The organism is Pseudorhodoplanes sinuspersici (assembly GCF_002119765.1).
Taxonomy (GTDB): domain Bacteria; phylum Pseudomonadota; class Alphaproteobacteria; order Rhizobiales; family Xanthobacteraceae; genus Pseudorhodoplanes; species Pseudorhodoplanes sinuspersici.
Genome location: NZ_CP021112.1, coordinates 3,654,798 through 3,675,401 on the forward strand (window position 1 = coordinate 3,654,798; position 20,604 = coordinate 3,675,401).

Genomic DNA, 20,604 nt, shown 5'->3' on the forward strand with positions numbered 1-20,604 from the left:
TGGACGAAAGTGGAACGAACGGGCAAAGTTCGCTAGGTCTTAAAGCGTGCTGCGCGCAGCAATTCCGGCTTGGCTTGCCAGCTGTTTGGCTCTACGAATGCGCGAGTTGTTTTGCTATACCTCTACAGCCTCCGAGATCTCCAACGAAAACGGGATAGTGAGATGAAACTCTCTATGCGCAGCCTGGATCTGCGGGTTCTTCAGTTGTCTGAAAGGCTCGGATTGCCGACGGATCCGATTTTTCGGTTGATCCGCGCTCGGCGTGTGATCGGGGGTGTGAAAGACTGGCGCGAACGAAGAAAAAAGGCCGATGCAATTCGACTTTCTTCGCCTTATGCCAAAACGATTGATCGGACAAAAGGCTATTTTGTCTTCAATAAGGATTTTCTTCCTGAGATATCGAAGGCCGTTGAGGAGGCCGCGCGGCTTTACGAGGCCAAACAACATGGGATTTCGGTAAGCGACGCGAAGAAGCGTTTCTTCATGAATATCATGACTGCTGCCGATCTAGATAATTGCGCGAAGATCGCGGCTTTGGCCAATCATCCCACTATGTACGAGGCGGCCGCGGCATATCTTGGAACCTTCCCAAAGTTGCGCTCTGTTGGGGTGTATGTCAGTGAGGCGAATACCTCACAAATTTCCAGTCAGATGTTTCATTACGATACCAATGATCTCACTCAGGTGAAGTGCTTCATCAATGTGAACGATGTTGGTCCAGAGAATGGTCCTTTCACTTTTTTATCGGCAGAGATTAGTAAAGGAATTGGATCGCGCAAAATGGGTGGCCGAGTTGACGACAAGGAAGTATTTTCCCGGATTAATGAGGACGACCTTGTGTCTCTAATTGGTCCCGCTGGAACAGGGGCCTTTGTAGATACGTCGAAATGTTTGCACTATGGCAGTCGGTGCAGATCGGGGCGACGGATCGTTATCATGATCCAATACACACCTCACCCCGATCTTTCGATGAAGATGGAAAAATATTCTCGCAAGGGCACGCCGCTTCTCATTTCCGACGGACATTGAAGGTGCTGCACGGCACCATTGTCATCGGATGCTTTAGATGGCGACTTAGAGATGCTGTCGCGGTCCCCAGCAACGCGACATCGTAATTGCCCAATTCCTTTCGATTGTCTCCTTGGGATGATGGCGAGCTGCCAAGAGCAGGCGTGGCTGCGGCGGCCGATCGGAGTCCAATGCAGCCTCCGTCAGATTATGCCGGACGTTAGTGATCGTCAGATGCAAGAGAACATAACGCTTGAAGGGCGCATTCTGCGAGGGTTGGCTCGTGCTTCATATTGGACACACTCGTAAACTTGTTTGCGCCTAGGGTTATCACGGATGTGCGGCATTGTAGGATCGGTCAATTTCCGTGGCTTTGACTTGGAGCTGGCTCACCGCCGGCTCGATGCTGCCTTAATGAGGCTTTCCATGCGTGGCCCGGATGGCGAAGGCTGTTGGCACGACGATCGATGTTTGTTTGGTCACCGTCGTTTGGCGATTGTTGATCTGTCGGATAGCGGCCGCCAGCCTATGACCCGAAGGTCGTTGGTCATCACCTACAACGGGATGATCTACAATTACCGCGAATTGCGCGCTGAACTTGAGATGCGCGGAGAACGGTTCGCGAGTGATTGCGACACGGAGGTTCTGCTTGCTGGATGGCAGGTTTTCGGACCGGGGCTGCTGCCGCGATTGAACGGTATGTTCGCCTTTGCACTCTGGGATGCAGAAGCGGGACGTCTGTGGCTTGTTCGTGATCGCTTCGGCAAGAAGCCACTCGTTTGGCGTCCGACAACAGATGGTGCTTATTTCGCGTCTGATCTGCGCGCACTTCAACTCATGCAAGGTGAGGCCGGGACGGTCAGTCAGTCTGCGCTCGCAGCTTACCTTTCGCTCAAGTATGTGCCGGAGCCGCTCTCGATACTGGAAGGCTGCTCGAAAGTGGCGCCGGGCCATTTGGTTTGCGTCGATCGCAGCGGCGTAAAGGAGGAGCGCTGGTATTTTCCCGAACCGGATCCGGTTGCAGCGGCTTTGGCTCCCGCCGAACGGAGCCCCTATATTCGTCATCTCGTGGAAAAGGCGACACGCGAACGCCTTGTCGCCGACGTGCCACTTGCGGCTTTCCTCTCCGGCGGCATCGATTCCGCAGTCGTCGTCGCTGCGGCGGGAAGGGATGTGAAGACCTACACAGTAGGGTTCAATTCGCAATCCGAGTATTATGAGGAACGTCCACAAGCTCGGGCGACCGCGCGTCATCTAGGCAATGAGCACCTCGAAGTCGCGCTAGATAGTGATGCTGCTCTAGCATCGCTCGATGCTGTATTCGATGCTCTGGATGAGCCTTTTGGCGATAGTTCTGCCGTACCGTCCTTCGCCGTGGCAAGGGCGGTGCGTCAATACGCGACTGTCGCGTTGTCTGGCGATGGAGGCGACGAGGTGTTCGGCGGCTACCGGCGTCATCAAGGCGAATATGCAGCCAACGCTTACCTATATTTACCGTGGTTTCTGCGACAAGGACTCATCGAACCGTTATCGCGCGCGCTGCCGGAAAGTAAGAACACCTGGTTGTTGGAGCGGTTTCGCCGCGCCCGACGCTTCGTATCAGCGGCGGCGTTTCCGCATGCGGAGCGGCAGGCCGCGTGGATTCGCGCGCTGGATGCGGCCGAGGTCTGCGCGCTGACCGGTGACCAAGGTTTCGACGTCACCGCGTTGGTTGAAGAAGCGCACAGCCAATCAGTTTCCACACACGCAATTGATCGCACGCTTTACGCCGATCTGGCGATTGTGCTTCCGGGTGATATGCTGGTGAAGGTGGACCGCATGAGTATGGCGAATGCGCTGGAGGTCCGTTCCCCCTTGCTGGATCACAAGGTGGTGGAGGCGGCGCTGGCGTTCCCGCCAGGTGCCAAGGTTGCCCCTCGTCGCGGCAAGGCTGTCCTCCGGGATGCCTTTGCCGACCGATTGCCAACGGAAGTACTTGGCCGTCCTAAGAAAGGATTTGAGCTGCCCGTAGCCAATTGGCTGATCGGGCCGTTGCGGGAACTTGCCGAAAATGCGACCTCGAAGCATGTGCTTGGGGAGATGGGATTGGAACCGGTAGATTTACCCGGTCGCTGGCGTGACGAACTGGTCACGAACCGGCGTGATACGGCAGAGCGCATCTGGACGCTCGTCGCACTGAAACAGTGGACAGACCGCCAGCGCGCGGTTGCTAATCGGCTACGACCATAAGGGGCCTTGTCTGGTCTCTGTCTCAAGAGCTCGACCAATGCAACCCGCCCGTCCATTGCTCCTCTATCTCGTCACCGAGGACTGGTATTTCCTGTCGCACCGCCTGCCCATGGCGCTGGCGGCCCAGCAAGCCGGCTATCAGGTGCACGTGGCGACGCGGGTCGCGAAGGGGGCAGCGGACATCGAACGGTATGGTTTCACGCTGCATCCGTTGGCCTGGAGGCGGGGCAGCACAAACCCGTTTGATGTTCTTGCCAATATCCGGCAAGTGCGGACGCTTTACCGGACGTTGAAACCGGACCTCGCACATCACGTCGGGCTGCAGCCATCCATTGTCGGATCGCTTGCCGCTGTTGGTCTGCCGATTGCCCTCCTGAACGCGCTGACCGGGCTTGGCTTTGCTTTCACCTCCCGTAACGTCAAGGCTTCGGTGCTTCGGCCGTTCATGTCACTGTTGTTGCGGTTCCTGATGAAGCGGAACAGCGTCAGCGCGCTGGTGCAAAATCCTGACGATAAGGCCGCGCTCAAACGCTTTGGTGTGCCGGATGAAAAAATCGAGCTCATTCCCGGCTCCGGCGTCGATACGCATGCGCTGAAGCCGCTACCTGAACCGGCGGGTGAGGTCAGTGTCGCTTTTGTCGGTCGTCTGCTTGACGATAAGGGCCTACGCCCGCTCGTCGCGGCGCACGAATTGATGACAAAGGAGGGCCAACGGGTCCGCTTGCTGATCGCCGGCGATCCGGACGCTGCCAATCCGGCATCGATCCCGGCGGCCGAGGTCGAGCGCTGGCGACATCTGCCGTCTGTGGAGGTCCTCGGGCATGTGAACGACATCGAGGGCGTCTGGGCGCGGTCTCACATTGCGGTCCTGCCGTCCCGGCGGGAAGGGCTGCCGAAGAGCCTTCTGGAGGCGGCCGCCTATGGCCGGCCGATCGTGGCCACGGATGTCCCAGGCTGCCGGGAGATCGCCCGGCATGGCGTCAATGCGTTTCTGGTGCCTGCGGACGATCCAGGGCCGCTCGCGGGCGCCCTGACAGTATTGGCGCGCGATCCGGCCTTGCGGCAGCGGCTGGGCTCGGCGGGGCGCCAAATCGTCGAAAACGAGTTTTCCAGCATCCGGATTGGCCAGGAGATTGTGGACCTTTATGGCAGGCTGCTGGCCCGAAAGGCCACGCTATTGCCCGCCGCATAAGCTTCCGGCTATGACCCGCTCTCGAAATTCAAGGAAGCGCCGTGTCCCATAACAGAAAGATCGCCGTTATCGGCCTGGGTTACGTTGGCCTGCCGGTCGCGGTCGCGTTTGCGCGCTCGGGCGTCAAGGTCGTCGGTTTTGATATCGATCAGGGGCGCATCGATGAGCTCCAGTCCGGTGTGGACCGGACACGAGAAATCGAAGGCGCCGATCTACATCTGCCGACGCTGGTTTACACCGCCGATACCGGAAAGCTCGCGGACGTGGATTTTTTCATTGTCACGGTCCCAACTCCGATCGATGGTGCCAATCGGCCGGATCTTCGACCGTTGCTCGGCGCTTCTGACACGGTCGGCCGCGCGATGAAGAAGGGTTCGATCGTCGTTTACGAATCGACGGTCTATCCCGGCTGCATCGAGGAGGACTGTGCTCCGGTGCTGGAACGCGTATCCGGGCTGAAGGCAGGGAAAGATTTCACCGTCGGCTATTCCCCCGAGCGGATCAACCCGGGTGATAAGAAGCATCGGTTCGAGACCATCACCAAAGTTGTTGCTGGTCAGGACGCGGCGACGCTCGATGTCGTCGCCGATGTGTATGGCTCGGTGGTGACCGCCGGTATTCACCGTGCACCGTCGATCAAGGTCGCTGAGGCAGCGAAGGTGATCGAGAATACACAACGCGATCTCAACATCGCGTTCATGAACGAATTGTCGGCGATCTGTCATCGGCTTGGCATCGACACCGGCGACGTGCTTGCGGCCGCCGGCACCAAATGGAATTTTCAGAGATTCTATCCCGGACTTGTCGGCGGACACTGCATTGGCGTCGATCCCTATTATCTAACCTATCGTGCCGAACGCGCGGGATATCATCCGCAGGTGATCCTTGCGGGGCGGCGGATCAACGACAATGTCGGACAGCGCGTTGCGCTGGCCTGCGTGCAGAGCCTGTTCAAACGCCATCGGACGCACGCCGTCGTCACCGTATTGGGCGTGACGTTCAAGGAAAATGTGCCGGATACGCGCAATTCCAAGGTCGCGGATATTGTCAATGAATTGCAATCCTCGGGCGTGACCGTTCAGGTGCACGACCCGATGGCTTTGGCTTCGGAAGCCAAGCACGAATACGGCATTACGCTCGTGGCGCGTGACGCCTTGAAACCCGCCGACGCCGTGGTGCTCGCTGTCGCGCACGATGAATATGTGAGCGAAGGTTGGAGCCTTATTTCGAGTCTGCTGCGCGACCAAAACGGCGCTGTATTCGACGTCAAAGGCATTCTTGATCGGGCCTCGAAGCCCGCAGCGATCGAGTTGTGGCGACTTTGACTAGCGCCCCCATCCTCGTCACCGGCGCTGCCGGCTTCATCGGCTTTCATGTGACGCGCCGTTTGCTGTCGCAAGGCCACCATGTTGTCGGCGTCGACAGCATGACAACCTACTACGATCCGAGGTTGAAGGAAGCGCGTTGCGCCGAACTTTCAACGTCAAATCATTTCGAGTTCATCAAGCTCGATCTTGCGGATCGCGAGCCGACGGCTGCTTTGTTCAGCCAGCGCAAATTCCAGCATGTGGTTCATCTCGCGGCGCAGGCGGGTGTCCGACATTCGATCACGCATCCGCACGCTTATGTCGATGCGAATGTGCAGGGCTTCATCAATGTCCTTGAAGGCTGCCGCCACAACGGCTGTCGACATCTCGTCTTTGCATCGTCGTCGTCCGTGTACGGCGCGAACACGCGCCTGCCGTTTCGCGTCAGCGACAACGTCGATCATCCGATCAGCATGTATGCCGCGAGCAAAAAATCCAACGAATTGATGGCGCATGCCTATGCGCATCTGTTCCGGCTGCCGGTGACGGGTCTGCGCTTCTTTACGGTGTATGGTCCGTGGGGGCGGCCGGACATGGCGATGTGGCTGTTTGCCGAAGCCATTCTCGCGGGCCGTCCCATCAAGCTGTTCAACCATGGCGATATGCGCCGCGACTTCACCTATGTCGATGATGTGGTGGAATCCATCGTGCGGCTGATTGATCGGCCTGCCAGCCCCGATCCGCAATGGTCTGGAAACAATCCGGATCCGGCAACGAGTTCCGCGCCGTACCGCATCTACAATATCGGCAATAACAAGCCGGCTGAATTGCTCCATATCGTCAGCGAACTGGAGAAATGTCTCGGAAAGACGGCGCAACGCGAATTGTTGCCGATGCAACCAGGCGATGTGCCCGAAACCTACGCCGATGTTGACGACCTGATGCGCGATGTCGGGTTCCGTCCATCGACGCCGGTAGAAACTGGCATCCGCAATTTCGTCGATTGGTATCGCAGATACACGGGAACTTAAGGCCTCCGTGCTTTAAGCGGGCTGGGACCTCGTAAACGCATACGATTCAGCTTTCATGAACCAAACAGCCCAATCAGACCGTATTGTTCCGCTCGTCATGTGCGGCGGCGCCGGCACGCGCCTCTGGCCATCATCGCGCGAAGGACGGCCGAAGCAGTTCCTGCCATTGCTTGGCTCGCGCTCCACATTTCAGGAAACGATGCTGCGGGTGGCGGATGCTGCCGTTTTTGCGCGTTCGATCATCATCACCAACACGCAATATCGTTTTATCGTGAAAGATCAGTTGAGCGAGATCGGTGTCGAGGCCGATATCATGCTTGAACCGATGCGCCGCGATTCAGGTCCGGCCATTGCTGCGGGGGCCGTCTTCGCCTCGCGTCGGGACGGCAATCCGGTGATGGTGGCGCTCGCTGCCGATCATGTCGTTACCGATAAGTCGGCGTTCGTCACAGCCTGCCGTGAAGCGTCGGGTGCGGCGCGCGAAGGTCGTATCGTTACGTTCGGTGTAAAGCCGGATCGGTCGGCGACGGAATACGGTTATATCTGCCCTGGTGCGAAGCTGCACGGCGACATTTTTACGGTCGAGCGCTTTGTCGAAAAGCCGGACGCAAAGACAGCTCAGAGCTACATCGAACAAGGGTATCTGTGGAATTCCGGCAATTTTGTTTTTGCTGCCGAAGATCTTCTCGCCGAATACAGCGCCTTTGAAGCGGCAACCGTAACAGCAGCAAAAGCAGCCGTTGATGCTGCGGGCAACGATCTCGGCTTCATCACGATCGATCCTGAAGGATTCGGCCGCGCGAAACCAACGTCCATCGATTATGCTGTGATGGAAAAGACCAAACGCGCCGCAGTGATACCGGTCTCCTATGGCTGGTCGGATGTCGGCTCGTGGCATGCGGTGTGGGAGTTGTCGCAGCGGGATGAGAACGGAAATGCCGCGCAAGGCAACGCGGTGTTTGTCGATACAAAGAATTCTTTCGCGTCATCGGAGAAGCCGCTGATTGCCTTGTTCGGCGTGCAGGATCTCGTGGTGGTCGCGAGTGAGGATGCGGTCCTGATCGCCGACCGCAAAAATACCGCCGAGATGAAGCGGCTAGTGCAGACGCTGAAAGAGGTGGCGCCGGCAGTCACCGAAGACCACATTCGCGTCCATCGGCCGTGGGGCAATTATCAGTCGCTCGACAATGGCGATCGCTATCAGGTCAAGCGCATCGTCGTAAAAAAGGGCGGGCGGCTTTCGTTGCAATATCATAATCACCGTGCCGAGCATTGGGTGGTGGTGCGTGGCACGGCCCGCGTCACGATCGGCGACCAGGTCACGACGCTGCATGAGAACCAGTCGATCTATATTCCTCTGGGCCAGCCGCACCGGCTGGAAAACCCCGGCAAGATCGATCTGGAACTGATCGAGGTCCAGACCGGCAGCTATCTCGGCGAGGACGATATCGTCCGTATCGAGGACGATTACCGGCGCTCTTAAATCCGCCGCCGCTTTTGTGCTACAGTCGATCCGTAAGTGAACCGGCATGTTGGAAGCATGCAGTGCACAAAGGTTGGCGTCATGGCGATCAAACTCGACGATCTGAAGATCAAGCTGTTCACGGACGGGGCTGACAAGACCCAGATCGTAGAGATGGCGAAGAACAGATGGATTGCCGGATTTACGACCAACCCGTCGCTGCTGAAGAAGGCGGGCGTCAGCGATTATGAGGCCTATGCGCGCGATCTGGTCACCGCAGTGCCGGACCGGCACATCTCGTTCGAGGTTTTCTCCGACGATATCCCGGAAATGGTGGCGCAGGGCCGCGTGATCGCCTCTTGGGGCCAGAACGTCTATGTCAAGCTGCCGGTGATGACGACGCGCAAGGAGCCGCTTTACGAAGCGGTCCGCGCCTTGTCTTCCGACGGGGTGAAGATCAATCTCACAGCCATCTTCACGGCCGAGCAGGTGGCCAAGGCCATCGATGCGCTGCGCGGCGGCGCGCCGGCCTGTGTTTCCGTGTTTGCTGGGCGTTTGGCGGATTTCGGCATCGAATACGCCCCGTTGATGCGCGATTCGATCGCGCAGGCCCGTGCTACACCAAATGTCGCGATCATCTGGGCTTCCACACGTGAGGCTTACAATGTCATCGAAGCCGACCAGATGGGCTGCCACATCATCACGGCACCGGCCGACGTGTTGAAAAAAATGCCAGCATTGGGGACCAAAACGGGTGAAGACCTGTCGCTCGATGCCGTGAAGGCTTTCCGGGAGGATGCTTTGTCAGCCGGGTTGCGGCTTGATCTTGGGGGACGGGCTGCGGCTGAGTAAGCTCTGCAATTCTTAGGTGCTTTAATACCTTGTGCGTGACGCATCCCGGCGGCACCGGCCTGGGTCAACCGTAACGCTTTGACTCAAAAGGTGTTTGAATAGGGTAAACGAAATTATGACGCAGCCGCGAACGGCATGCTAGTCAGGTTTCGGTTTTCTGGCCGCTTCGGCGGGGGGTATTTCTAGATGGTTCGTGCAGTTGAGAGCAGCGCCAAGGGGCCGCTGCGTGTCGGCGTCATTGGTGTCGGCATCATGGGGGCTAACCACGCCCGTGTTTTTGCGGGCTTGCCCGATGTGACACTGGTCGGCGTTGCGGACCCGAGCGAGCAGCAGCGGGAGCTGGTGACCCGGATTCTGGGCGTTCCGGCGGTCGAACATGTCGACGATCTGCTTGGGCCCGGTCTCGATGCCGTCACCATCGCCGCACCGACCCATTTGCACCATGAGATGGCATTGAAGTGCATCGAGCGCGGCATTCATGTGCTGGTTGAAAAGCCGATCGCATCGAACGTGGATGAGGGCCGCGAGATCATCGCTGCTGCGAAGCGTCGCGGTGTGAAGCTGATGGTCGGCCATGTCGAGCGCTTCAATCCGGCCGTGCAGGCGATCAAGGATGCGATCAAGGACGAGGATATCCTCTCGATCGGCATCACGCGCGTCGGGCCGTTTCCGCCGCGCATGTCGAATGTCGGCGTGGTGATCGATCTTGCCGTGCACGATATCGATCTCATTCGCTGGTTCACCGATTCTGAAATCGTCGAGGTGCAGCCGCAATTGTCGAGCGCGATTGCCGAGCGTGAGGACATTGCGCTGCTGCAATTCCGCACCGCCTCCGGCGTGCTCGCCCATATCAACACCAATTGGCTAACACCGTTCAAGGCGCGCACCGTGCATGTCGCAACGCGCAAGAAATACCTCATCGGCGATCTTTTGACCCGTCAGGTCAGCGAGTGCTTCGGCTTCCAACCGGATGGCAGCTATTCGATGCGACATCTTTCGGTCGGTCATTCTGAACCACTCCGCGCCGAACTTCAGTCCTTCGTCAGTGCGGTGCGTGACGACAAGACGCCGCCTGTCACTGGCGAAGAAGGCGTCGAAAGCCTTGATGTCGCAATGCGTTGTCTCGAAGATCGCCAGCCGTCCAAGGCGGCGTCGCGTCGTCCTGAGCCGCGCCGCGCCGCTGGCTGAACATTCACCGCATCAGAGCTGCCGAGTACAATGAACCAGCATACCCGTATCGACCAGCGACCGATCCCTTTCATTGACGTTGTGGCGCAGCGTCGGCGGCTCGGTAGTGTGATCGATGAGGCAACGACGCGCGTCCTGAATCACTGCCAGTTTCTGATGGGGCCGGAAGTCACGGCGTTCGAGCAACAGCTCGCGGCCTTTTGTGGCGCCAAGCATGCCTTGTCCTGTTCGAGCGGGACCGATGCATTGGTCATGACGTTGATGGCGAAAAATATCGGTCCTGGTGACGCGGTATTCTGCCCGACCTTTACCTTCTGCGCGACGGCGGAAAGTGCGGCCTTGATCGGCGCCACGCCGGTTTTCGTCGACGTTCATGCCGATACGTTCAATATCGATGTCGAGAGCCTGAAATCGGCGATCAACACAGCCAAGGCGCAGGGGCTGAAGCCAAAGGCGGTTATCCCGGTCGATCTGTTCGGATTGCCGGCGGATCATGATGCAATTGCGGAAATCGCGGATGCCGAAAAGCTTTTCATCCTCGACGACGCTGCGCAGGGTTTCGGCGGAACATACAAGGGGAGGGATATCGGCACTCTTGGCCACGCGACCGCGACCAGCTTTTTCCCGGCCAAGCCGCTCGGCTGCTATGGCGATGGCGGCGCGGTGCTGACCGATGATGACGAATTGCTGAGCATTCTGAAAAGCGTGCGTATTCACGGGCAGGGCGCTGACAAATACGACAATGTGCGCCTTGGATTGACCGGACGGCTGGACACGATTCAGGCCGCGGTGCTGATCGAAAAGCTCAAGATTTTCCGCGACGAGATCGTAACGCGCAATCGGGTCGCGCAGCGCTATTCAAAAGAGCTGAAGGATATCGCAACTGTTCCTGTCGTGCCGGAAGACTATGAGTCGGTCTGGGCGCAATACACGATCCGGCTAGCACCAGGAAAACGTGACATGCTGGCCAAGGCTTTGCAGACTGAAGGCATCCCGACCGCGATCTATTACGCTAGGCCACTGCATCGCCAGACCGCTTATCGCCAATTCCCGGTTGCTGGGAATGGGCTTCCCGTCAGCGAGCAACTGGCCGACGAAGTGATCAGCCTGCCGATGCATGCCTACTTGGACGAGCCGACTCAGGATCGCATCATCGATGCGGTGCGTCGGGCATTGCGTTAGAGAATGCGATGTCTGATTCAACGTTGTTGAATCGGGCGCTGGCCAAGTGAGGAGGCCGCGGCCATCATGCTGCGGCCCGGTGTGCCGGGCCTACGATCGGTTCGGACATCCGTTGTGATCAAACGCATCTTCACAGTTGGCGGCTTCACGCTGCTCTCGCGCATCACCGGCTTCATGCGTGATATCATGCTGGCCGCCATCCTTGGCGCTGGCCCTGTCGCTGACGCATTCTTCGTCGCGCTGCGTCTTCCCAATCATTTCCGGGCGATCTTTGCGGAAGGAGCGTTCAACGCCGCATTCGTGCCCGCCTACGCCCGCATCCGCCAGCAGGATGGACCCGATCCTGCGAAGCTGTTCGCGGATCGCATCTTCACGCTGCTGCTGGGAAGTCAAGTCATTCTGCTTGTCATTGCGCTGGCGTTTACACCCGATGTGATTGCGCTGCTGGCGCCGGGCTTCAACGAAGATCCTGGCCGCTTTGCACTCGCCACCGAGCTGACCCGCATCACCTTTCCCTATCTACTGCTTGTGTCGCTGGTGACGCTGTACGGCGGCATCCTGAATTCGATCCATCATTTTGCGACGCCAGCTGCTGCCCCGATCCTGCTCAATCTCTCGATGATGGTGACGATGGCTCTGGCAGCGTTTTTTCCGACGGCCGGTCATGCCGCGGCGTGGGGCGTGCTGATCGCCGGTATTCTCGAATTGCTGCTGGTGATGGGGGACGCCGGCCGGGCGCAGGTGTTAGCGCGGTTTCGCAGGCCACGGCTCGATCAGGATGTGCGGAAATTCTTCCGGGCGCTTGGTCCAGCAACCGTTGGCTCCGCGGGAGTGCAGCTTGCGATGTTTGCTGACACGATCATTGCAAGCTTTCTCGCGGCCGGCGCGATTTCGGCGCTGTATTACGCAGACCGCATCAACCAGCTTCCCATTGGTGTGATTGGTATTGCCGTCGGTACAGTGCTGCTGCCGGAGATGTCGCGCCGTCTTGCCTCTGGAGATGATGCCGGTGCGCGACACGCGCAAAACCGTGCGATCGAATTAACGCTCCTGCTGACAATCCCGTGTCTGGTCGCGTTCCTTATCGTTCCTGAGCTGATCATGCGGGCGCTGTTTTTGCGCGGGAAATTCACCGGTGGCGATGCATCGGCCGCGGCCGCAACGCTGGCCGCCTACGCGCTCGGTCTCATTCCCTACGTGCTGATCCGCAGCATGACAGCGCCATTCTTTGCGCGAGGCGACACCGCGACACCAGTGAAGGCTTCGTTGACGGCTGTCGCGATCAATATCCTGTTCAAGATCGTGCTGATGGGACCACTGGCGCAGGTCGGTCTTGCCATGGCCACCGCCATCGGAGCCTGGGTGAATGTCGGTCTCATGGTGTGGTTCGCAGCGAGGGCCGGGATCATCACCATGGATGCGCGGCTGCGGCGGTCAATGATCATGCTGGCGGTCAGCGGTTGCGTGCTTGGGGTTGTTATTTTTCTCACCTCAAAAGCAATGCCTTTTTTGCTTACAAATCTGCCAGCCTTCCGCGATGAGGCTGCGCTGGCGATGCTTGCGGTCATCGCAACCGTGACCTACGCAGCCCTTATCGGGCTGTTGCTTGGGCGCAACTGGTTCCGTGGTTTTGCAGCGGATCGGGCCGCGTCCGCTAATGTCGCGAAGTCCGGTGAGCCCCAAAATTTTTGTTAAGCCATTGTGTAGACTGGATAATTTTGTTTTTCGCCGTTAACCGGCGGGAATGTTCGGTATTTGAACTTCCGGCCGAATGGCCTATGTGTCCGCCGGGGATTGTTGAAATTCGGCTACGAGCGCTTTTGAGCCAGTAATGATTAGACAAAAGTATCGGTCGTTTGGCGCCGCGTTGCCGGTGGTCCTTCTCGCATTTCTGCTTGCTGGTTGTGGCCAAGGCCAACAACAGCAAAAGGCCGCGCCGCCGCCTCCGGCGGTGACCGTCGCCGAGCCGATCAAGCGCAACGTTATCGATCAGGACGAATATGTCGGCCGCTTTGTGGCCGTCGATTCGGTGGAAATCCGCGCGCGTGTTTCCGGTTATCTTGAGAAAATCCACTTCAAGGACGGCCAGATGGTAAAGGAGGGGGAGCTTCTTTTTACCATCGACAAACGCCCGTTCCAGAACACGCTTGCGCAGGCTCGCGCCAATCTGGCGCAGGCTCGCGCCAATCTTGCCTATGCCGAGGCCGATTTGTTGCGTGGTCAGCAACTCGTAAAAGACAAGACGATCACCGAGCAGACCTATGAACAGCGTCTGCAAGCCCAGCGCATTGCTGTTGCGACCGTTGCCGCCAATGAGGCGTCGGTCAAACAGGCTGAGCTCGATCTGGAATTCACTGAATTGCGTTCTCCGCTCACCGGACGCATCGGCGACCGCCGTGTCTCGGTTGGGAATCTTGTCACGGGCGGCACGTCGGGCAACACGACGTTGCTTGCGACCATTGTGTCGACCGATCCGATCCGCTTCGAATTCACTTTCGATGAAGCTTCGTATCTTCGCTACGAGCGGCTGGCCCTGAGCGGCGGCAAGAAAGCAAAAAAGGACGACATCGCTGCGCGCGGCGGCTCAACGCTCGTGCGTTTGAAACTGATCGACGAAAAAGACTTCATCCATGTCGGGCGCATGGACTTTCTCGATAACGTCATCGATCGCAGTACCGGCACGATCCGTGGCCGCGCGACCTTCGCAAATGCGGCTGGTGTCTTTACGCCTGGCATGTTCGCACGGTTACAGGTCCCGGCTTCGCCGCCTTATCAGGCGCTGCTGATTCCGGATTCGGCCATCGGGAGCGAACAGGCGCGGAAGTTCGTTTATGTCGTTCGCCCGGATAATTCTATCGCACAGAAATACGTCGTGCTGGGCCAGCTTTCCGACGGCGATCGTGTGATCAAGAGCGGTATTGAAGCCGATGACCGGGTCGTCGTCGATGGTCTGATGCGCGTGCGTCCCGGCGTAAAAGTCGATCCGCAGGTTGGTGCTGCACCTCCGCCGGCCGCTGGCACGGCGCAGAAATAGGGCCGGCCATGAAGATTTCTCATTTCTTCATCGACCGGCCGATTTTCGCCGCGGTCGTCTCGATTGTTTTCATCATTCTCGGCGCGGTGGCGTTCGTGCGCTTGCCGATCGCGCAATATCCGGAAATTGCGCCGCCGGTGATCAACATTACCGGTCAATATCCTGGTGCCAGCTCCGAGACTGTTGCCGATACGGTGGTCGCGCCGATCGAACAACAGGTCAACGGCGTCGAAGGGATGATCTACATCTCGTCGAACTCGACCGCCGATGGTCGTTTTTCGATTTCGGTGACGTTCGATCTCGGCACCAATCTCGATATCGCTCAAGTCCAGGTGCAGAATCGTGTCGCGATAGCACAGCCGCGCTTGCCGCTGCCCGTCCAGCAGATTGGCGTCGTGGTCGCAAAGAGTTCGCCCGACATCCTGATGGTGGTGAATCTATTTTCGCCTGATGGATCACGCGATCCGATTTTTCTGACCAACTACGCTAACCTGCAGATCAAGGACGTATTGACACGCCTTGACGGCGTCGGTTCGATCACGGTGTTCGGTGCGCGCGATTTCGCCATGCAGGTCTGGCTTGATCCCAATCGCCTGCAATCGCTGAACCTTACGGCACAGGATGTGACGAACGCGCTGCAGGGACAGAATGTTCAGGTCGCGGGTGGCGTTCTCAATTCGCCACCGGTGCCGCATCAGCTCTCGTTTCAGGTGGCCGTCCGCACGCTGGGCCGTCTTTCGGACCCAACGGAATTCGGCAACATCATCGTGAAGCAGACCGAAGATGCAGTCGTGCGCATCAAGGACGTCGCTCGCGTGGAGTTGACCGGGCAGGATTATTCGTCGTCGTCCTATCTCGGCCGCAATCCGTCCGTGGCGCTCGCCGTGTTCCAGCGGCCAGGATCCAATGCGCTTGCGACGGGCAATAGCATCCGTAGGACGACGGCCGAGCTCGCCAAGGCTTTCCCCGAGGGGATGCAATACACGATCATCTATGACCCGACGCAGTTCATTCAACAGTCGGTGAATGCGGTGATCGAGACAATCTTCGAGGCCGTCGTTCTCGTCGTGCTGGTGATCATGCTGTTCCTGCAGACCTGGCGGGCGGCAGTGATTCCGATCGTGGCCATTCCGGTGTCGCTGATCGGGACCTTCTTCATGATGAGCGTGTTCGGCTTCACGCTCAACAACCTGTCGCTGTTCGGACTGGTGTTGGCGATCGGTATCGTGGTCGACGACGCCATCGTCGTCGTCGAAAACGTCGAGCGCAATATCGGGCAGGGGCTCAGTCCGCGCGAAGCGGCGATCCGCTCCATGGATGAAGTGGGCGGCGCGCTGGTTGCCATCGCGCTTGTGCTCTCAGCCGTGTTCATTCCGGCTGCGTTCATTACCGGTATTTCCGGTCAGTTCTATCGTCAGTTCGCGTTGACCATTGCCGGCGCGACGGCGATCTCGCTGATCGTATCCCTGACACTATCGCCGGCGATGTGCGCGTTATTGCTCAAGCCGCACAGCCAGAGCCATGAAGACAGATGGTGGGAAAAGCCGATCCACGGCTTTTTCCGATATTTTAATGCCGGGTTTAACTGGCTGTCGTCACGCTATGGTTGGCTGACGGGGCGTCTGATCCGGCGCTCGGCGTTGATGCTGGCTCTTTATGCCGTCATCATTGGCGTCGGATTGAACGAATTCCGTAAAGCCCCACAAGGCTTTATTCCACAGCAGGATCTCGGCTACCTGATCGTTGCCGCGCAATTGCCGCCTGGTGCGTCTCTTGAGCGCACCGATGCGGTGATGAAGCGTGCGACCGAATTGGCGCTTGAAACGCCCGGCGTCATGAATGCGATCAATATCGTCGGCTTCTCGGGTGCAACCTTTACCAATGCTCCGAATGCCGGCGCGATCTTCGTGATCCTCGATCCGTTCGACAAGCGTGCCGGTAATCCGGCACAATCGGCGGCCGGCATCCAGGGCGCGCTGTTCGGCAAATACGCGGCGATCAAGGAAGCTCTTCTGCTCGTCGTTCAGCCGCCACCCGTGCAGGGCATCGGTAACGCCGGTGGTTTCCGCATGATGGTGGAGGACCGTGCTGGCCGTGGACCGGAGGCGTTGCAACAGGCCGTCGGCGCCATGATGGGGCGCGCAGCGCAGACGCCTGGGCTGATGCAGGTCTATTCGTTGTTTGAGGTGTCGACGCCACAGCTTTATCTCGATATCGATCGCACCAAGGCGCAACTACTCGGCATCAATCTGCCAGACGTATTTAACACGCTGCAGACCAATATCGGCTCGTCCTATGTGAACGACTTCAACCTGTTTGGACGTACCTTCCGCGTCCAGGCGCAGGCCGAGGCGCCGTATCGGCTACAGCCGAAGGACATCCTTGATCTGCGGGTGCGCAATTCCAATGGCGATACCGTCCCGATCGGTGCCTTCACCACTGTTCGGGATATCACCGGTCCGTATCGCGTGCCGAGATACAACATCTATCCGGCGGCGGAACTCGACGGTTCGGCAGCGCCTGGCTTTTCGCAGGGACAGGCCATTCAGATCATGGAGAAGCTTGCGGCAGAGACGCTGCCGGACGGTTTCGCCTATGAGTGGACCACGCTCGCCTACCAGCAGATCCGCGCTGGCAGCACGGCGATGTTTGCCTTCATATTAGCGGTGGTGTTCGTGTTCCTCGTGCTGGCCGCGCAATATGAGAGTCTGACATTGCCGCTGGCGGTCATTCTGATCGTGCCGATGTGTTTGATCGCCTCGATCTTCGGTGTGGTCTGGCGTGGGCAGGATAATAACATTCTGACGCAGGTCGGCTTCATCGTGCTCATAGGACTTGCGGCCAAGAACGCGATCCTGATCGTCGAATTTGCCAAGCAACTGGAAGAACAGGGGCGCGACAGGTTCCAGGCGGCAATGGAGGCGGCAGAGCTGCGGTTGCGTCCGATTCTGATGACATCGCTTGCCTTCATTCTGGGCGTGGTGCCGCTCGCAATTGCGATGGGCGCCGGCGCGGAGTTGCGGCAGGCGCTGGGGACCGCGGTTGTATCCGGCATGATTGGCGTGACGGTCTTCGGTCTGATCTTTACCCCGGTCTTTTATGTCGTGGTACGCTGGCTTGAGGATCTGTTCATGCGGCGGAGAGCTGCTCCGCAGCAGGCACAAACCGAACCGAACGCCTGATACAAAGCAGGACCGTATGAAATTTGGCGTCGGACAGGCACTGACGCGAAAGGAAGATGACCCGCTCATTCGCGGGGCGGGTCATTATGTGGCCGATCTCGCACCAGCCGACGTTGGCCATGCGGTGGTCGTGCGCTCGCCGCACGCGCATGCCTGTTTCAGCATTGCGGATGTTCGTCGGGCACGCGACATGCCCGGTATCCGCGCGATCCTGACCTTCGAAGATATCGCGGATCTTGGTCTGATGCCCTGTGTGGTCGGGGTGCCGGGCCAGAAGATGATCGTGCCGCCATGTCCGGTGCTTGCGCATGACGAGGTTTTCCATGTTGGCGATGCCGTCGCCTTCGTGGTCGCCGATACGCTCGACCAGGCGCGCGATGCCGCGGAAGCGATTGCGATCGAATGGGAACCGCGCCCGCACGTGATCGGGGCCGAAGCCGCGTTTGCGGAAGGAGCGCCGCTGGTATGGCCGGATCGGCCAGGCAATCTTGCTTTCGAAGTCACTTTCGGTGAGAGCGACGACACCAAAGCCGCATTTGCGAGCGCTGCGCATGTTACGACGCTGAAGCTCGTCAATCAGCGTCTCGTCACCAATTATCTCGATACACGGGGCGTGATTGCCGAGCACGACGCAGCGCGGGATCATTACACACTGACGCTTGGCAGTCAGGGCAGCCACGCCATTCGCGATATCATCGGCAAGCAGGTGCTCAAAATTGCGCCCGATAAGATGCGCGTGATCACGCCCGATGTTGGCGGTGGATTCGGAACGAAATTGTTTGCCTATCGCGAATATGCGCTCGCCGCTGTCGCGGCGAAGAAGACCGGTAAGCCGGTCAAATGGATCGCTGATCGTACCGAGCATTTTCTGGGTGACACACAGGGCCGCGACAATATTACGACGGCACGCCTTGCGCTGGATTCCGGCGGCCGCTTTCTCGCGCTCGATGTCGATACCATCGCTGATATGGGCGCGTATCTGTCCACCTATGCGCCGTACATTCCCTATATCGGTGCGGCAATGCTGCCGGGGGTCTATGACATTCCGGCCTGCTTCATCCGCGTGCGAGCCGCGTATACCAACACTGTGCCGGTCGATGCCTATCGCGGGGCGGGCCGGCCGGAAGCATCCTATGTGATCGAGCGGCTGGTCGATGCCGCCGCGCGCCAGATCAGTGTTGCGCCGGATGAATTGCGGCGGCGGAATTTCATCCGCCCGGATCAGATGCCGTACCGGACGCCGACCGGAAAAACCTACGACACCGGCGAATTCGCCGAACAGATGCTGCGGGCGCAGGACGTTGCCGGCTGGGGTGGTTTCGAAGGGCGTGCCGCTGCCGCACGCGAGCATGGCCGTCTGCGCGGCATCGGCATTGCGACCTATATCGAAGCCTGCGGCGGTAATGGGCCGGACACCGCAACGATATCTCTCGAAAAGGATGGCCGGATAAAGCTGCATGTCGGCACACAGACGACCGGGCAGGGCCATGACACGGCTTATTCGCAGATCATTGCCGATCACCTCTCTGTCCCGCCGGAGAGCGTGCGTATGCTCCAGGGCGATACTGCGCAGATCGCAACCGGCACGGGAACGGGTGGCTCAAGCTCCATTCCGGCCGGCGGCAACTCCGTCGCGATGGCCGCAACACAGCTTGCGGATCAGTTGAAAGATATCGCAGCCGATGCGCTGGAAGCATCGCCGCGCGATCTTGAATTTGCCGATGGCATGCTTCGCGTCGCCGGAACCGACCGGGCCATCTCGTTTGCCGATCTCGCCGCGCATCCCAAGGCGACGCCTGACAAATTGCGGGCAGCCGACGCCTTCACGCCGACGGCGCCGACCTATCCAAACGGCACACATATTGCCGAGATCGAGGTCGACGAGGGAACCGGCCATACGACACTCGTCAATTATGTTGTGATCGATGACTTCGGTGTTTCGTTAAATCCGCTTTTGATCGAGGGACAGGTGCATGGCGGGGCAGTGCAGGGCATCGGTCAGGCGCTGATGGAAAACACAGTTTATGATTCGGATTCCGGGCAGCTCCTGACTGCGAGCCTCATGGATTATGCCCTGCCAAGAGCCGCAGATATGCCCAGCTTCGTATTCGAGACGCGGAATGTGCCATGCAAGGTCAATCCGCTGGGTGTCAAAGGCGCGGGCGAAGCCGGCGCCATCGGCTCATGCCCCGCGGTCATCAATGCGATTATTGATGCATTATGGCGTGCTTATGGGATCGACCGTATCGATATGCCGGCAACACCGGAACGGGTCTGGTGCGCCATCGATTCAGCAAAACGCGGAAAGATCACGTGTTCGTGATGGTAATTGGGAATGGCGTTCCTGTTACTTTTTAGGAATAACAAAGTGCAGTCCGGGGTTGCCTCGGATACCGCCTGCCATCCGATCGATTTCCAGAAATGGGGTTAGACATATGATATTCCGCACCGCTTGCGTTGTGCTCGCCGTTGCGCTTGGCGCCACCGCCGTTGTCGCTCAATCCAACGCGATCGCCGAACGCAAGCAAATCATGAAAGGTGTGGGTGCCGCTGCCAAGACCGGTGCGGCGCTAGCGAAGGGCGCTGAGCCTTACGACAACGCCAAGGCTGTGGCGGTCTTTGTGACCTATGCCAATGCTGCCGGCAAGATGCCGAGCCTGTTCCCGGACGATTCAAAGACCGGGGGCGAAACCACCGCAGCTCCGAAAATCTGGTCGGACATGGCGGGCTTCAAAGCGGCCATGGCGAAATTCGAAGCCGATTCGAAGGCGGCGCAGACATCGGTGAAGGATCTCGACAGCTTCAAGGTCGCGTTCAGCGCCATGGGCAAGAATTGCGGCGGTTGCCACGAATCCTACCGTATCTCCAAATAACGAATACCCGGCGGGAGCCGGATCGCGGAGGGCGGCCCGTCGATTGACGCGCCGCCCTTTGGCT

The 20,604-nt window shown here is 58.8% G+C and carries 14 protein-coding genes; all 14 read left to right on the top strand.

Annotated elements, in window-relative coordinates; genetic code table 11:
* The first annotated feature begins 162 nt into the window (after positions 1–162).
* A complete protein-coding gene (locus CAK95_RS17740; RefSeq protein ID WP_086089113.1) occupies positions 163–1,029 on the top strand; it encodes a phytanoyl-CoA dioxygenase family protein in 867 nt (288 codons plus the stop codon).
* 315 nt (positions 1,030–1,344) lie between these two features.
* A complete protein-coding gene (gene asnB, locus CAK95_RS17745; RefSeq protein ID WP_086089114.1) occupies positions 1,345–3,237 on the top strand; it encodes an asparagine synthase (glutamine-hydrolyzing) in 1,893 nt (630 codons plus the stop codon).
* Positions 3,238–3,274: 37 nt separating this feature from the next.
* Positions 3,275–4,429 (top strand): glycosyltransferase family 4 protein, encoded by a 1,155-nt coding sequence (locus tag CAK95_RS17750; RefSeq protein ID WP_086089115.1) that lies wholly within the window; start codon positions 3,275–3,277, stop codon positions 4,427–4,429.
* 41 nt (positions 4,430–4,470) lie between these two features.
* Positions 4,471–5,754, top strand: coding sequence for a nucleotide sugar dehydrogenase (locus CAK95_RS17755; protein WP_086089116.1), 1,284 nt, complete (start codon positions 4,471–4,473; stop codon positions 5,752–5,754).
* The gene (locus tag CAK95_RS17760) at positions 5,751–6,767 is read left to right on the top strand and encodes an NAD-dependent epimerase (RefSeq protein ID WP_086091494.1); all 1,017 of its coding nucleotides are present in this window, start codon (positions 5,751–5,753) and stop codon (positions 6,765–6,767) included. Before CAK95_RS17755 ends, CAK95_RS17760 begins: the two co-directional genes overlap by 4 nt.
* Positions 6,768–6,822: 55 nt before the next feature.
* On the top strand, positions 6,823–8,250 hold the full coding sequence (locus CAK95_RS17765; protein WP_086089117.1) for a mannose-1-phosphate guanylyltransferase/mannose-6-phosphate isomerase: 1,428 nt from the start codon (positions 6,823–6,825) through the stop codon (positions 8,248–8,250).
* 81 nt (positions 8,251–8,331) lie between these two features.
* On the top strand, positions 8,332–9,081 hold the full coding sequence (locus CAK95_RS17770) for a transaldolase family protein (RefSeq protein WP_086089118.1): 750 nt from the start codon (positions 8,332–8,334) through the stop codon (positions 9,079–9,081).
* 186 nt (positions 9,082–9,267) lie between these two features.
* The gene (locus CAK95_RS17775) at positions 9,268–10,269 is read left to right on the top strand and encodes a Gfo/Idh/MocA family protein (RefSeq protein ID WP_086089119.1); all 1,002 of its coding nucleotides are present in this window, start codon (positions 9,268–9,270) and stop codon (positions 10,267–10,269) included.
* A gap of 30 nt (positions 10,270–10,299) precedes the next feature.
* Complete coding sequence (locus CAK95_RS17780) at positions 10,300–11,451, top strand: DegT/DnrJ/EryC1/StrS family aminotransferase (protein ID WP_086089120.1); 1,152 nt, start codon at positions 10,300–10,302, stop codon at positions 11,449–11,451.
* A gap of 114 nt (positions 11,452–11,565) precedes the next feature.
* Entirely contained in the window at positions 11,566–13,146 is a 1,581-nt protein-coding gene (murJ, locus tag CAK95_RS17785; RefSeq protein WP_086091495.1) for a murein biosynthesis integral membrane protein MurJ, read from the top strand.
* 136 nt (positions 13,147–13,282) lie between these two features.
* Positions 13,283–14,485 carry an efflux RND transporter periplasmic adaptor subunit gene (locus tag CAK95_RS17790; protein ID WP_086089121.1) on the top strand — a complete coding sequence of 401 codons (1,203 nt, stop codon included), beginning with the start codon at positions 13,283–13,285 and terminating at the stop codon, positions 14,483–14,485.
* Between the two features lie 8 nt (positions 14,486–14,493).
* Positions 14,494–17,667, top strand: a complete 3,174-nt coding sequence (locus tag CAK95_RS17795; protein ID WP_086089122.1) for an efflux RND transporter permease subunit — start codon at positions 14,494–14,496, stop codon at positions 17,665–17,667.
* A gap of 16 nt (positions 17,668–17,683) precedes the next feature.
* Positions 17,684–19,990 (top strand): xanthine dehydrogenase family protein molybdopterin-binding subunit, encoded by a 2,307-nt coding sequence (locus CAK95_RS17800; protein WP_086089123.1) that lies wholly within the window; start codon positions 17,684–17,686, stop codon positions 19,988–19,990.
* A gap of 112 nt (positions 19,991–20,102) precedes the next feature.
* Complete coding sequence (locus CAK95_RS29290; RefSeq protein WP_157699663.1) at positions 20,103–20,540, top strand: c-type cytochrome; 438 nt, start codon at positions 20,103–20,105, stop codon at positions 20,538–20,540.
* Positions 20,541–20,604 lie beyond the last annotated feature (64 nt).